Source organism: Pseudomonas sp. NPDC089758 (genome assembly GCF_044748705.1).
GTDB lineage: Bacteria > Pseudomonadota > Gammaproteobacteria > Pseudomonadales > Pseudomonadaceae > Aquipseudomonas > Aquipseudomonas putida_X.
Map to the genome: position 1 here is coordinate 64,119 of NZ_JBIVGN010000023.1, position 12,883 is coordinate 77,001.

Below are 12,883 nucleotides of genomic sequence, written 5' to 3' on the forward strand. Positions count from 1 at the left end.
TTTTGTTTCTGTCACAAATCGGCAAGTCTGATAACGTGCGTCTATCGATTGCAGCCGCTATGCTGGGCTCGCAACTTCATGGACGCACGTTATGACCCTCACAGAATTACGCTACATCGTCACTCTCGCCCAGGAGCAGCACTTCGGCCACGCCGCCGAGCGTTGCCATGTCAGCCAGCCCACCCTGTCCGTCGGTGTTAAAAAGCTTGAGGACGAGCTTGGCGTGCTGATCTTCGAGCGCAGCAAGAGCGCGGTGCGCCTGACGCCAGTCGGTGAAAGCATCGTCGCCCAGGCGCAGAAGGTACTGGAGCAGGCGCAGGGCATCCGCGAGCTGGCCCAAGCCGGCAAGAACCAGCTCACCGCCCCGCTGAAGGTCGGTGCGATCTATACCGTCGGCCCTTACCTCTTCCCGCACCTGATCCCGCAGCTGCACCGCGTGGCCCCGCAGATGCCGCTGTACATCGAAGAGAACTTCACCCACGTGCTGCGCGAAAAACTGCGCAACGGTGAACTCGACGCGGTGATCATCGCCCTGCCGTTCAACGAAGCCGACGTGCTGACCCTGCCACTGTACGATGAGCCATTCTGCGCCCTGATGCCCGCCGACCATCCCTGGACCGCGAAAAAGACCATCGACACCGCCATGCTCAACGACAAGAGCCTGCTGCTGCTCGGCGAGGGCCACTGCTTCCGCGACCAGGTTCTGGAAGCCTGCCCGACGCTGAACAAAGGCGGTGAAGGCGCCAAGCACACCACGGTGGAGTCCAGCTCGCTGGAAACCATCCGCCACATGGTCGCTTCGGGCCTGGGCGTGTCGATCCTGCCGCTTTCGGCGGTGCACAGCCACCACTACGCACCGGGGGTCATCGAAGTGCGCCCGCTTACCGCGCCGGCACCCTTCCGCACCGTAGCCATCGCCTGGCGCGCAAGCTTCCCGCGGCCCAAGGCCATCGAGATCCTTGCCGACTCGATTCGCCTCTGCTCGGTAGCCAAGCCCGCTGTGGAACAACCGGCCTGAGTCATGACTGAGTTGTCGAAGGTCTCGGTCACCGCGCTCAAGGGCGTAGGCGAAGCCATGGCGCAGAAGCTCGCCAAGGTCGGCCTGGAAAACCTGCAAGACGTGTTGTTCCACCTGCCGCTGCGCTATCAGGACCGCACCCGTGTGGTGCCTATCGGCGCCTTGCGCCCCGGCCAGGACGCAGTGATCGAAGGCGTGGTCAGTGGCGCCGATGTGACCATGGGCAAGCGCCGCAGCCTGGTCGTGCGCCTGGGTGATGGCAGCGGCGTGCTCAGCCTGCGCTTCTATCACTTCAGCAATGCGCAGAAGGAAGGCCTCAAGCGCGGTACGCACCTGCGCTGCTATGGCGAGGCCCGCCCCGGCGCCTCGGGCCTGGAGATCTACCACCCGGAGTACCGCGCACTCAATGGCGACGAGCCGCCACCGCCGGTCGAGCAGACCCTGACGCCGATCTACCCGTCCACCGAAGGCCTCACCCAGCAGCGCCTGCGCCTGCTCTGCCAGCAGAGCCTGGGTATGCTCGGCCCGCGCAGCCTACCGGACTGGCTACCGGACGAGCTGGCCCGGGACTACCACCTGGCACCGCTGGATGATGCCATCCGCTACCTGCACAACCCGCCGGCTGATGCCGACCTTGATGAACTCGCCGAAGGCCAGCACTGGGCCCAGCACCGCCTTGCCTTCGAAGAGCTGCTTACCCACCAGCTATCGCAACAACGGCTGCGGGAAAGCCTGCGCAGCTTGCGCGCCCCCGTTCTGCCCAAGGCCAAGCGCCTGCAGGTGCAATACCTGGCCAACCTGGGCTTCACGCCGACCGGCGCACAGCAGCGGGTAGCCGATGAAATCGCCTATGACCTGAGCCAGGCCGAGCCGATGATGCGCCTGGTACAGGGCGATGTCGGCGCCGGCAAGACCGTGGTTGCCGCACTGGCGGCGCTGCAAGCACTGGAGGCGGGCTACCAGGTGGCGCTGATGGCGCCCACCGAGATTCTCGCCGAGCAGCACTACATCACCTTCAAGCGCTGGCTGGAGCCGCTGGGCCTGGAAGTCGCCTGGCTGGCGGGCAAGCTCAAGGGCAAGGCCCGCGCCAGCGCCCTGGAACAGATCGCCAACGGTGCACCGATGGTGGTGGGAACCCACGCGTTGTTCCAGGAAGAAGTGCAATTCAAGCACCTGGCCCTGGCGATCATCGACGAACAACACCGTTTTGGGGTGCAACAACGTCTGGCCCTGCGCAAGAAGGGTGTTGCAGGCGAACTGTGCCCGCACCAGCTGATCATGACTGCCACCCCGATCCCGCGCACGCTGGCGATGAGCGCCTACGCCGACCTCGATACCTCGGTGCTCGACGAACTGCCGCCAGGGCGCACACCGGTGAACACCGTGCTGGTCGCCGATAGCCGGCGTTTCGAAGTGGTGGAGCGGGTACGCGCCGCTTGTGCCGAAGGGCGCCAGGCCTATTGGGTCTGCACGCTGATCGAAGAATCCGAAGAACTGACCTGCCAGGCTGCCGAGAGCACCTTCGAGGAACTGGGCAGCGCCTTGGGCGAACTGCGCGTAGGCTTGATCCACGGGCGCATGAAGCCTGCGGAAAAAGCCGCGGTGATGGCCGAATTCAAGCAAGGCGACCTGCAACTGCTGGTCGCGACCACGGTGATCGAGGTGGGTGTGGACGTGCCCAACGCCAGCCTGATGATCATCGAGAACCCTGAACGCCTGGGCCTTGCTCAATTGCACCAGCTGCGCGGCCGGGTTGGCCGCGGCAGCGCGGTGAGCCACTGCGTGCTGCTGTATCACCCGCCGCTGTCGCAGATTGGCCGCGAACGCCTGGGGATCATGCGCGAAACCAACGATGGCTTCGTGATTGCCGAGAAGGACCTGGAACTGCGCGGCCCGGGCGAGATGCTCGGGACGCGTCAGACCGGCTTGTTACAATTCAAGGTCGCCGACCTGATGCGTGATGCCGACCTGTTACCCGCCGTGCGCGATGCCGCACAGGCCCTCATCGCACGCTGGCCCGAGCACGTGAGCCCCCTGCTCGACCGCTGGCTGCGCCACGGCCAGCAATATGGCCAAGTGTGACGCCAGTACCAGAATGGATCCAGCTTTGCGACCAGACTGGTTATACTTCGCGTTTAAAAGAATCAGTGGATACGGACCATGACTGAAGCTGCCCTGGACACCGCAACCCCACACGCACCCTCTGTCATCCGGCTGTTGCTCGAAAAACTGGGCATTGCCTATCGCGAGGTGCCTGAGCATACGCAACTGCCGGCTGCTTCACGGGTACAGGCGATCCTGCTCGATGACGAGATCGGCGCATTGATGGTGCTGTTCCCGCATAGCAAGCTGCTGGACCTCAATCGTCTGGAAGAGCTGACGGGGCGCAAGCTCAAGGCCGTGCCGTTACAGCGCCTGAAGCAGATGCTCGACAAGCATCATCTGAAGGCCTTGCCGGCGATTCCGGCCTTGACCAGTTCGCCCTGCCTCTATGAAGGCAAGTTGCTCGATGCCGAACGCCTGCTGATCCAGTCTGGCGAAGCCGGGCTGCTGCTGGAAATCCAGCGTGATGACTTCAAGCGCATGATGCACAAGGCCAGCGCTGGCACTTTCGGCCAGCCCGTCAGGGAAATCCGCCCCAATCTCGACCGCCCGGATGATGACTCCAGGGAGATTACCCTGGCAGTGCAGGCCTTCACCGCCCGCCGCATCCAGAAGCGCCTGGAAGAAACCATCGAGATTCCGCCACTGGCCGATACGGCGCAGAAAATCATCAAGCTGCGGGTCGACCCCAACGCCAGCATCGATGACATCACCGGCGTGGTCGAAACCGACCCGGCCCTGGCCGCCCAAGTCGTCAGCTGGGCAGCCTCGCCCTATTACGCCTCTCCAGGCAAGATTCGCTCGGTGGAAGATGCCATCGTCCGCGTCCTGGGCTTCGATCTGGTGATCAACCTGGCCCTGGGCCTGGCATTGGGCAAGACTTTGAGCCTGCCCAAGGACCACCCGCAACAGGCGACGCCGTACTGGCAGCAGTCGATCTACACCGCGGCGATCATCGAAGGCCTGACCCGCGCCATGCCCCGGGCCGAACGTCCTGAGGCCGGCCTGACTTACCTGGCCGGGCTGCTGCACAACTTCGGCTACTTACTGCTGGCCCATGTGTTCCCACCGCACTTCTCGCTGATCTGCCGTCATCTGGAGGTCAACCCGCACCTCTGCCACACCTATGTGGAGCAGCACCTGCTGGGTATCAGCCGGGAGCAGATCGGCGCCTGGCTGATGAAGCTGTGGGACATGCCCGAAGAGCTGTCGACCGCGCTGCGATTCCAGCACGATCCTGCCTATGACGGCGAATACTCGGCGTACCCCAACCTGGTGTGCCTGGCGACCCGCCTGCTACGCTGCCGCGGCATCGGCTCGGGGCCGCAGGAGGCGATCCCTGACGAGTTGCTGGAGCGCCTGGGCGTCAGCCGGGAGAAGGCTGAGGACGTGGTGAACAAGGTGCTCGAGGCCGAGAGCTTGCTGCGCGAACTGGCGTCGCAGTTCAACGCACCGCACTGAATACGTTTGGGGGCTGTTCGGCAGCCCCAGCCATTCAGCCTTTTTTCTTCTTCGGTTTCAGGTATTTCATCAAACCCTGGAACCACATCACCAGCGCCGGATTGCCCTTGATCTGGATGCTTTTGTCCTGGATGCCCTGCATGAACGCCAGCTGCTTGTTGCTCGCCTGCATCGTGGCGAAGCCGTAGGCGGCGTCCTTGAACGCAATGGCAAAGGCTGGCTGTGCATGAGCGCCACCTTTGCTGCTGATGCGTTCGCCACTGACGATGAAGTGCCGGACAACCTTGCCATCGAGCGTCTGCATCTGGAACACCAGGTCCTTGCCCACGAGTTGCTGCTGAAATGCCGGGTTGTTACGACTGGCCCTGGCCATCAACAGCCCCATGGCCCAGAGAAGAAAGCGGAACTTCATCAACGCGCCTCGAATATAATGTGACCGAAGCTCGCAGTTTATCCGTTTCCTGGACAATTTACGCAAATTCGCAGCGTCATGCGTTCAGAAAGCGCAACGGGCGCACTGAGGCGCCCGTTTGAACAGAGGCTGCACGTCAAACGTCGATCATTTGGCTTTCTTGCCTGGCTTGGCGGGCACATTGACGCTGTCACGCAGGTTTTTGCCAGGCTTGAAGGCCACTGTATTGCTGGCCTTGATTTTCACCGGCTCACCCGTCTGAGGGTTCTTGCCGGTACGGGCGCCGCGATGGCGTTTTTCAAACGTACCGAAACCCACGAGCGTCACGGTGTCTTTGTCCAGCGCACCGGTGATGCTGTCGAGAATGGCGTTGAGCACCTGGTTGGCCTTTTCCTTGGTCAGATCGGCCTTTTCGGCGATGACGGCGGCGAGTTCTGGTTTACGCATAATGAAGCCTCTTTGACGGGAATTCTTGTTGTTATTGCCGTGCTGCCCGTGAAGCAGCGTTCAAGGCACCGCAGGCTCTAATCTGCGGCAGACGGAAGTGAGAATGGCACGCCGACCGGGGCCGCGCCAGTATCTGGGCGGCCATTGTGCGGTCAACTACAGGATAAATCCGACAGAACGCCCGCTGTTTATGCCATCAGCGCGGGCAGCTGCCGGTTCAACGCCAGTTTTTCCGTCACAGCGCTGCCCGTCAGGGCATAGCCGAGCAACTGGCCGTCAGCGGCGTGACAGAGCACTTTCAGGTCACTGCCCTGCCCTTGCACCTGCCAGCTTCCCTCACAACCAGGCGGCGGCGGCGAAACCACCAATGGGCAGGCCGGTGTTTTCACCGTGATGGGCATCGGCCCGTAACTGACCTGCGCCGGGTTGCCTGTCAACGTCTGGGCCAGGGCTCGCGCACAGGCCATCAAGGGCATCACATAGAGCAGATTGATACCTTCGACTTCAGCACAGTCGCCCAGCGCGAAAATGTTGCCGTGGGAGGTGCGCAGCTGGCGGTCCACGACTACGCCGCGGTTGGTCTGCAGGCCGGCTGCGGCAGCCAGGTCGGTGCGCGGGCGCAGGCCGATGGCCGACACCACCAGGTCGCAGGCGATCACGCTGCCATCGGACAGATGCGCCTCACGGCCTTCGCTCACCTGCTGCAGGCGAGTGAGTACGGGGCCCAGGTGAAAGCGCACGCCCAGCTCTTGCAAGCCACCTTGAACAGCAGCGGCAGCGGCAGGATGCAACAGGGTCGGCATGACCTGCTCGCAGGGCGCCACCACATCGACCTCAAAACCACCCAGGCGCATGTCATTGGCGAACTCACAGCCGATCAGGCCGGCGCCGAGGATCAAGACACGCTGCTTGCCAGCCGCAGCAGCACGAAAACGTGCGTAGTCTTCCAGATCATTGATCGGGAACACATGATCAGCCCCGTCACCCTCGACCGGCACCTGCACCGTCTGCGCGCCCCAAGCCAGCACCAGGTCGCGGTACTCCACCGCTTCTTCGCCAATCCACAGGCGCTTGTGGCCAGGGTCGATACCGCTGATGCGCGTGTGGGTGCGGATCACCGCCTTGAGTTGCTCGGCCATGGCCCCCGGCTCGGCCATGCACAGGCCATCGGCGTCCTTTTGCTTGGCGAAGCCGGTGGAAAGCATGGGCTTGGAATAGGAGCGACCGTCGTCGGCCGTAATCAGCAGCAGCGGCGTCTCGCCATCGAGCTTGCGAAACTCACGGGCCAGGTTGTAACCGGCCAGGCCGGTTCCGATGATGACCACGGGGGACGTCATGTCGTGCTTTCCTCTTGGTTGAACAGCATTGCGATCAGCCGATGGCGATCATTTCAAAGTCGCTTTTGCCAACGCCGCAATCGGGGCACAGCCAATCTTGTGGCACATCCTCCCAGCGCGTACCCGGCGCGATGCCGTCATCCGGCCACCCTTGGGCCTCGTCGTAGATCAGGCCACAGACAATACACTGCCACTTCTTCATGATTTGTCGTTCCTCGCTGCAGGCTCAGGCTTTGTCATTCGGGCTCAGGGCCCTTACGCGGGCATTATGCAAGCAGTTGGGGCAATCATGCTAAGCTCGCCGCCTCTCTGGCTGTAATCAAGCATACCGACGTGTCGTACGAATCCCCGCAAGCAGCCGCTGTCGCGTGGCTGGCGTATTCACAGCTGGCGACCAATATCGACCAGCACACCCACGACTGGCTGTTCGATGAAGGTTCTCTGACTCGCCGCCTGACCCGCCTGTCCAGCGGCCAATTCAGCGTTACCCCCCTGTTCGAAGGCTGGCAGCCACTGCGCGATGACGAGTGCCTGGCACTGGGCATCGCCCCAGGCGCCGAAGGCTGGGTACGCGAGGTGTACCTGCGCGGCCATGGCCTGCCTTGGGTGTTCGCCCGCAGCGTGGCCAGCCGCCAGGCGCTAGAGCGCGGCGGCCTGGACCTGGAAACCCTCGGCAGCCGGTCGCTGGGGGAATTGCTGTTCTGCGACCAGGCGTTCATCCGCCATCCTATCGAAGTGGGTAGTTATCCACAGGCCTGGCTGCCCGCCGAGGCTGCCCATGACGGCCTGTGGGGGCGACGTTCGCGCTTTGAACGCGACGGCCTCGACCTGCTGGTGGCCGAAGTATTCCTGCCGGCACTGTGGCAAGCAGCCAAGGAGGAAAACCGCTGATGTACCTGCAACTGCTCAAGTCGCTCAACCGCGTGCACCCGCGCGCGTGGGACTTCATCCAGCTCAGCCGCATGGACCGGCCGATCGGCATCTACCTGCTGCTGTGGCCTACCCTGACGGCGGTGTGGATCGCAGGGCTGGGTTCGCCAACCTTGGCCAACGTGATTATCTTCGGCCTGGGCGTCGTACTGATGCGTGCCGCTGGCTGCTGCATCAATGACTTCGCTGACCGCAAGGTCGATGGCCACGTCAAACGTACCGCCGACAGGCCATTGGCCAGTGGCCGGGTCACGCCACGCGAGGCCCTGGCGCTGTTTGCGATCCTGGTGGCAGTGAGCTTCCTGCTGGTGCTTTGCACCAACAGCAGGACCGTGTGGCTGTCATTCGGTGCAGTGGCGTTGGCGTCCTGTTACCCGTTCATGAAGCGCTACACCTATTATCCGCAAGTGGTGCTGGGGGCCGCGTATTCCTGGGGCATCCCCATGGCCTTCACCGCCGCCGGCGGCGAGTTGCCGGCCAGCGCCTGGCTGCTGTACATCGCCAACCTGCTGTGGACGGTGGGCTACGATACCTACTACGCCATGGTCGACCGGGACGATGACCTGAAAATCGGGGTGAAATCGACTGCGATCCTGTTCGGCGAATCCGACCGGGTGATCATTCTGACCCTGCAGATGCTGTCGCTGGGCTGCCTGTTACTGGCGGGGAGCCGCTTCGAGCTAGGTGGCTGGTTCCACCTCGGGCTGCTGGGGGCCGCACTGTGCTTTGCCTGGGAATACTGGTCGACGCGCAAGCTGGACAGGGAGTCGTGCTTCAAGGCGTTTCTGCACAACCACTGGGCGGGGCTGCTGGTGTTCATGGGTGTGGTGCTCGATTACGCCCTGCGCTGACCACAAAGGCAAGCCACCCTGTGCGAGCCGGCTTGCCGACGATTGGGCCGCAAAGCGGCCCTGGCGGTCTCAAGGCTTGGCGACGTGCCAGACGTCTTTCAAACCATCACCGGTCATGTCTCCAGCCTTCTTGTCCTTGACGAAGGTATACAGGGGCTTGCCGTCATACGCCCACTGCTTCTTGCCATCGTCGCGCATCACCACCGACCACTTGCCCTTGGCAGGCTCGTCGTCGGCCTTGACCAGCAGCGGCGGCCAGTTGCTAGCGCACTCGCCATTGCACATCGACTTGCCGCCAGCATCCTTGTCGAAGGTGTACAGCGTCATGCCCGCGTGATCGACCCACATGCCGTCCTTTTCCATGGCATGGTGGGCCGACGCTACTCCGGGCAGTGCCAGCGCAGCGCAGAGGGCCATCCAGCTCAGCGTGTGTCGTGTCATTGGAATCACCTTGTATTCGGGGGGTGGAATGAGTTCGCACAGCCGCCGCAGCGGCCTCTCCAAGCCTAGTCCAGTCATGCGAAGTCGCCAGAATGGCCAACGCCCTGTCACACAGCTGCAATAATTCCGTTATCTAATGCGGGCCAGCCCCGAAATTCCAGGAGAGGTTCAAAGCATGGTTGGCAGAAACATTCTGATCGTCGACGACGAAGCGCCCATTCGCGAGATGATCGCCGTTGCATTGGAAATGGCCGGCTATGACTGCCTGGAAGCCGAGAACTCGCAACAGGCCCACGCAATCATCGTCGACCGTAAACCGGACCTGATCCTGCTCGACTGGATGCTCCCGGGCACTTCCGGCATCGAGTTGGCGCGCCGCCTCAAGCGCGATGAACTCACCGGCGATATTCCGATCATCATGCTCACCGCCAAAGGCGAAGAGGACAACAAGATCCAGGGCCTGGAAGTCGGCGCCGACGACTACATCACCAAACCTTTTTCGCCTCGCGAGCTGGTAGCACGCCTGAAAGCCGTGCTGCGTCGTGCCGGCCCGAGCGACAGCGAGGCCCCTATCGAAGTCGGCGGCCTGCTGCTGGATCCGATCAGCCACCGCGTGACCATCGACGGCAAGCCGGCCGAAATGGGCCCCACCGAATACCGCCTGCTGCAGTTCTTCATGACCCACCAGGAACGCGCCTATACCCGCGGCCAGTTGCTCGATCAGGTCTGGGGCGGCAACGTCTATGTCGAGGAACGCACCGTGGATGTGCACATCCGCCGCCTGCGCAAGGCACTGGGTGAAGCCTACGAAAATCTGGTACAAACCGTCCGGGGCACTGGCTACCGCTTCTCGACCAAGAGCTAGCTGCAAGCTGCAAGCTGCAAGCAAAAGCGAGCAGCTTCCAGGCTAGAAAAGGACTATCAGCATCACCGATCCGCTTCTTCTTGCAGCTTGTAGCTTGCAGCTTGCAGCTGGATCCGAAGGATCTGTCAATTGAACCAGAACTGGCACGCAACCCTCATTCGCCACCTGCTGCTGCTGATCACTGTCTGCCTGCTAGGCGGCCTGGTCAGCGGTTATTACGGCTGGAGCCTGGCCATCGGCCTGGGCCTTTACCTGGGCTGGACCCTCAAACAGTTGCTGCGCCTGCACGACTGGCTGCGCAACCATCAGCCCGACGAAGCGCCCCCCGACGGCTACGGCCTGTGGGGCGAAGTGTTCGACAGCATCTATCACCTGCAACGCCGCGACCAGCGCGTACGCGGCCGCTTGCAGGCAGTGATCGACCGGGTGCAGGAGTCAACGGCCGCCCTGCGCGACGCGGTGATCATGCTCGACAGCGACGGCAACCTGGAATGGTGGAACCGCGCCGCAGAAACCCTGCTGGGCTTCAAGACCCCGCAAGATGGCGGCCAACCGGTCACCAACCTCGTACGCCACCCACGCTTCAAGGAATACTTCGAGTCGCATAACTTCGCCGAACCGCTGGAAATTCCCTCCCCCATCAATGACCGCATGCGCGTGCAACTGCACCTCACACGCTACGGCAACAATGAGCACCTGATGCTGGTGCGCGACGTGACCCGCATCCATCAACTCGAACAGATGCGCAAAGACTTCGTGGCCAACGTATCGCACGAGTTGCGTACACCCCTGACGGTGATTGCAGGGTACCTGGAAACCCTGCTGGATAACGTCGAAGACGTGAACCCGCGCTGGAACCGGGCGCTGCAGCAGATGAGCCAGCAAGGTTCGCGCATGCAGGCCCTGCTCAACGACCTGCTGCTGCTGGCCAAGCTGGAAGCCACCGATTACCCATCGGACAACCAGCCGGTGGCAGTCGACGCACTGCTCGGTGCGATCATGAGCGACGCCCAGGCGCTTTCCGGGCCGCGCAACCAGCACATTACCCTGGAGGCTACGCCGGGCCTGCGCCTCAAAGGCAGCGAGTCGGAGTTGCGCAGCGCTTTCTCCAACCTGGTGTTCAACGCGGTGAAGTACACCCAGGACGAAGGCAAGATTCGTATCCGTTGGTGGGCCGACGCCGAGGGCGCTCACCTGACGGTGCAGGACTCGGGTGTCGGAATAGACGCCAAGCACCTGCCGCGCCTGACCGAACGTTTTTATCGCGTCGACTCCAGCCGCGCCTCCACCACAGGAGGCACGGGCCTGGGGCTGGCGATCGTCAAGCATGTGCTCATGCGCCATCGCGGGCGCCTTGAGATCAGCAGCGTACCGGGCCATGGCAGCACCTTCACCTGCCACTTCGCCCCTGCACAACTGGCTGACGCTCACGCGTGATTCCAAGGGCCACTTTGCTTTTGCTGCCCCAGCCGCTACATTGAGCCCCCTGTGCCAGCAAAAGCTGGCACTTTTTTTCTAACCTTTCCCAAAGACGGACCCCGTAAAAAATCCATCATGGACCCTTCCCCTGGTATCAGCCTCACCTCGTTATTCGCCGATTTCGGCATGATTCTCTTCGCCCTGTTCCTGGTGCTGCTCAACGGCTTCTTCGTAGCCGCCGAGTTCGCCATGGTCAAGCTGCGCTCCACCCGTGTCGAATCCATTGCCGAGCAGCACGGCTGGCGTGGCAGCATCCTGCGCAAGGTACACAACCAGCTCGACGCCTACCTGTCGGCCTGCCAGCTGGGTATCACCCTCGCCTCCCTGGGCCTTGGCTGGGTCGGTGAGCCGGCATTCGCCCACCTGCTCGAACCGTTGCTGGCGTACCTGGGCGTGGACACGCCCGAGTTGATCAAGGGTGTTTCGTTCTTCGTCGCCTTCTTCGTCATTTCGTACCTGCACATCGTGGTCGGTGAGCTTGCGCCCAAATCCTGGGCGATCCGCAAGCCCGAACTGCTGTCGCTGTGGACTGCGGTACCGCTTTACCTGTTCTACTGGTTGATGTACCCGGCCATCTACCTGCTCAACGCCAGTGCCAACACCATTCTGCGCTTTGCCGGCCAGGGCGAGCCTGGCCCGCACCACGAGCACCATTACAGCCGTGAAGAGCTCAAGCTGATCCTGCACTCCAGCCGTGGCCAGGACCCGAGCGACCAAGGCATGCGTGTGCTGGCCTCGGCCGTGGAGATGGGCGAGCTGGAAGTGGTCGACTGGGCCAACTCGCGCGAAGACATGATCAGCATCGACGCCCATGCGCCACTCAAGGAAATCCTGGCCCTGGTGCGCCGCCACAAGTTCAGCCGTTATCCACTGTACGATGCCGAACGTGAGGAGTTCACCGGGCTTTTGCACATCAAGGACCTGCTGCTGGAACTGGCCGAACTCGAGCACCTGCCCGAAACCGTGGACCTCGAAGACTTGGCGCGCCCGCTGGAGCGTGTATCGCGGCACATGCCGTTGTCTCAGTTGCTGGAGCAGTTCCGCAAGGGCGGCGCGCACTTCGTGCTGGTGGAGGAAGCCGATGGCAAGGTGATCGGCTACCTGACCATGGAGGACGTGCTGGAAGTGCTGGTGGGCGACATTCAGGACGAACACCGCAAGACCGAGCGCGGCATCCTGGCCTACCAGCCAGGCAAGCTGCTGGTGCGTGGCGATACGCCGCTGTTCAAGGTGGAGCGTCTGCTGGGTATCGACCTGGACCACATCGAAGCGGAAACCCTGGCCGGGCTTGTCTATGAAACGCTCAAGCGTGTGCCTGAGGAAGAGGAAGTGCTGGAAGTCGAAGGCCTGCGCATCATCATCAAGAAGATGAAAGGGCCCAAGATCGTGCTGGCCAAGGTGATCAAGCTCGATTGAGCCTGTCGGGGGCGCGGTGGGGGCCCCCCCCCATGAAGGGTTTGGGGGCGGTAACATAGTGAAAACCCCCCAAGGCCGCGCGGACAGGGCATGGCTGGGCACCACCCCCCACCCCCCCCATAG

14 protein-coding genes are annotated in these 12,883 nt (G+C 62.6%); 8 read left to right on the forward strand and 6 right to left on the reverse strand.

Annotation, left to right across the window (positions count from 1 at the left end):
• Positions 1-91: 91 nt before the first annotated feature.
• The 3 genes from ACIPZH_RS23970 (at position 92) to ACIPZH_RS23980 (ending at position 4,582) form a co-directional block, all read left to right on the forward strand.
• On the forward strand, positions 92-1,018 hold the full coding sequence (locus ACIPZH_RS23970) for a hydrogen peroxide-inducible genes activator (protein ID WP_012312115.1): 927 nt from the start codon (positions 92-94) through the stop codon (positions 1,016-1,018).
• Positions 1,019-1,021: 3 nt separating this feature from the next.
• On the forward strand, positions 1,022-3,100 hold the full coding sequence (gene recG, locus ACIPZH_RS23975) for an ATP-dependent DNA helicase RecG (RefSeq protein ID WP_400638077.1): 2,079 nt from the start codon (positions 1,022-1,024) through the stop codon (positions 3,098-3,100).
• A gap of 78 nt (positions 3,101-3,178) precedes the next feature.
• On the forward strand, positions 3,179-4,582 hold the full coding sequence (locus tag ACIPZH_RS23980) for an HDOD domain-containing protein (RefSeq protein WP_349975587.1): 1,404 nt from the start codon (positions 3,179-3,181) through the stop codon (positions 4,580-4,582).
• Between the two features lie 34 nt (positions 4,583-4,616).
• Here the strand turns inward: ACIPZH_RS23980 and ACIPZH_RS23985 are convergent, their stop codons facing one another.
• The 4 genes from ACIPZH_RS23985 to ACIPZH_RS24000 form a co-directional block, all read right to left on the reverse strand.
• Positions 4,617-4,994, reverse strand: a complete 378-nt coding sequence (locus ACIPZH_RS23985) for a helicase (protein WP_400638079.1) — start codon at positions 4,992-4,994, stop codon at positions 4,617-4,619.
• Positions 4,995-5,141: 147 nt separating this feature from the next.
• On the reverse strand, positions 5,142-5,441 hold the full coding sequence (locus tag ACIPZH_RS23990) for an HU family DNA-binding protein (RefSeq protein ID WP_400624222.1): 300 nt from the start codon (positions 5,439-5,441) through the stop codon (positions 5,142-5,144).
• Positions 5,442-5,629: 188 nt separating this feature from the next.
• Entirely contained in the window at positions 5,630-6,778 is a 1,149-nt protein-coding gene (locus ACIPZH_RS23995) for an NAD(P)/FAD-dependent oxidoreductase (protein WP_400638081.1), read from the reverse strand.
• Positions 6,779-6,812: 34 nt separating this feature from the next.
• The gene (locus tag ACIPZH_RS24000) at positions 6,813-6,980 is read right to left on the reverse strand and encodes a rubredoxin (RefSeq protein ID WP_012312109.1); all 168 of its coding nucleotides are present in this window, start codon (positions 6,978-6,980) and stop codon (positions 6,813-6,815) included.
• A gap of 131 nt (positions 6,981-7,111) precedes the next feature.
• Between ACIPZH_RS24000 and ACIPZH_RS24005 the strand changes: the two genes are divergently transcribed.
• Together ACIPZH_RS24005 and ubiA are read left to right on the forward strand one after the other, a co-directional pair.
• The gene (locus ACIPZH_RS24005; protein ID WP_400638083.1) at positions 7,112-7,669 is read left to right on the forward strand and encodes a chorismate--pyruvate lyase family protein; all 558 of its coding nucleotides are present in this window, start codon (positions 7,112-7,114) and stop codon (positions 7,667-7,669) included.
• Positions 7,669-8,559 (forward strand): 4-hydroxybenzoate octaprenyltransferase, encoded by an 891-nt coding sequence (gene ubiA / locus ACIPZH_RS24010; RefSeq protein WP_400638084.1) that lies wholly within the window; start codon positions 7,669-7,671, stop codon positions 8,557-8,559. Before ACIPZH_RS24005 ends, ubiA begins: the two co-directional genes overlap by 1 nt.
• Before the next feature lie 69 nt (positions 8,560-8,628).
• Here ubiA and ACIPZH_RS24015 read toward each other — a convergent pair whose 3' ends face one another.
• Complete coding sequence (locus ACIPZH_RS24015) at positions 8,629-9,000, reverse strand: hypothetical protein (RefSeq protein WP_241806729.1); 372 nt, start codon at positions 8,998-9,000, stop codon at positions 8,629-8,631.
• A 175-nt stretch (positions 9,001-9,175) separates the two neighbouring features.
• Here ACIPZH_RS24015 and phoB point away from each other — a divergent pair, with 175 nt between their 5' ends.
• Positions 9,176-9,865 carry a phosphate regulon transcriptional regulator PhoB gene (phoB, locus tag ACIPZH_RS24020; protein WP_012312105.1) on the forward strand — a complete coding sequence of 230 codons (690 nt, stop codon included), beginning with the start codon at positions 9,176-9,178 and terminating at the stop codon, positions 9,863-9,865.
• Between the two features lie 42 nt (positions 9,866-9,907).
• Here the strand turns inward: phoB and ACIPZH_RS24025 are convergent, their stop codons facing one another.
• Positions 9,908-10,030, reverse strand: coding sequence for a hypothetical protein (locus tag ACIPZH_RS24025; protein ID WP_400638086.1), 123 nt, complete (start codon positions 10,028-10,030; stop codon positions 9,908-9,910).
• On the opposite strand from ACIPZH_RS24025, the gene phoR reads away from it, so the two are divergent.
• Both phoR and ACIPZH_RS24035 read left to right on the forward strand, forming a co-directional pair.
• Complete coding sequence (gene phoR, locus ACIPZH_RS24030) at positions 9,995-11,302, forward strand: phosphate regulon sensor histidine kinase PhoR (RefSeq protein ID WP_400638088.1); 1,308 nt, start codon at positions 9,995-9,997, stop codon at positions 11,300-11,302. The genes ACIPZH_RS24025 and phoR overlap by 36 nt on opposite strands.
• A gap of 117 nt (positions 11,303-11,419) precedes the next feature.
• On the forward strand, positions 11,420-12,760 hold the full coding sequence (locus ACIPZH_RS24035; RefSeq protein ID WP_241806728.1) for a hemolysin family protein: 1,341 nt from the start codon (positions 11,420-11,422) through the stop codon (positions 12,758-12,760).
• The last annotated feature ends 123 nt before the right edge of the window (positions 12,761-12,883 follow it).

Bases quoted from the DNA above. Each gene is read 5' to 3' on its own strand.
- ACIPZH_RS23970 (WP_012312115.1), top strand. From the start codon at position 92: ATGACCCTCACAGAATTACGCTACATCGTCACTCTCGCCCAGGAGCAG.
- recG (WP_400638077.1), top strand. From the start codon at position 1,022: ATGACTGAGTTGTCGAAGGTCTCGGTCACCGCGCTCAAGGGCGTAGGC.
- ACIPZH_RS23980 (WP_349975587.1), top strand. From the start codon at position 3,179: ATGACTGAAGCTGCCCTGGACACCGCAACCCCACACGCACCCTCTGTC.
- ACIPZH_RS23985 (WP_400638079.1), bottom strand. From the start codon at position 4,994: ATGAAGTTCCGCTTTCTTCTCTGGGCCATGGGGCTGTTGATGGCCAGG.
- ACIPZH_RS23990 (WP_400624222.1), bottom strand. From the start codon at position 5,441: ATGCGTAAACCAGAACTCGCCGCCGTCATCGCCGAAAAGGCCGATCTG.
- ACIPZH_RS23995 (WP_400638081.1), bottom strand. From the start codon at position 6,778: ATGACGTCCCCCGTGGTCATCATCGGAACCGGCCTGGCCGGTTACAAC.
- ACIPZH_RS24000 (WP_012312109.1), bottom strand. From the start codon at position 6,980: ATGAAGAAGTGGCAGTGTATTGTCTGTGGCCTGATCTACGACGAGGCC.
- ubiA (WP_400638084.1), top strand. From the start codon at position 7,669: ATGTACCTGCAACTGCTCAAGTCGCTCAACCGCGTGCACCCGCGCGCG.
- ACIPZH_RS24015 (WP_241806729.1), bottom strand. From the start codon at position 9,000: ATGACACGACACACGCTGAGCTGGATGGCCCTCTGCGCTGCGCTGGCA.
- phoB (WP_012312105.1), top strand. From the start codon at position 9,176: ATGGTTGGCAGAAACATTCTGATCGTCGACGACGAAGCGCCCATTCGC.
- ACIPZH_RS24035 (WP_241806728.1), top strand. From the start codon at position 11,420: ATGGACCCTTCCCCTGGTATCAGCCTCACCTCGTTATTCGCCGATTTC.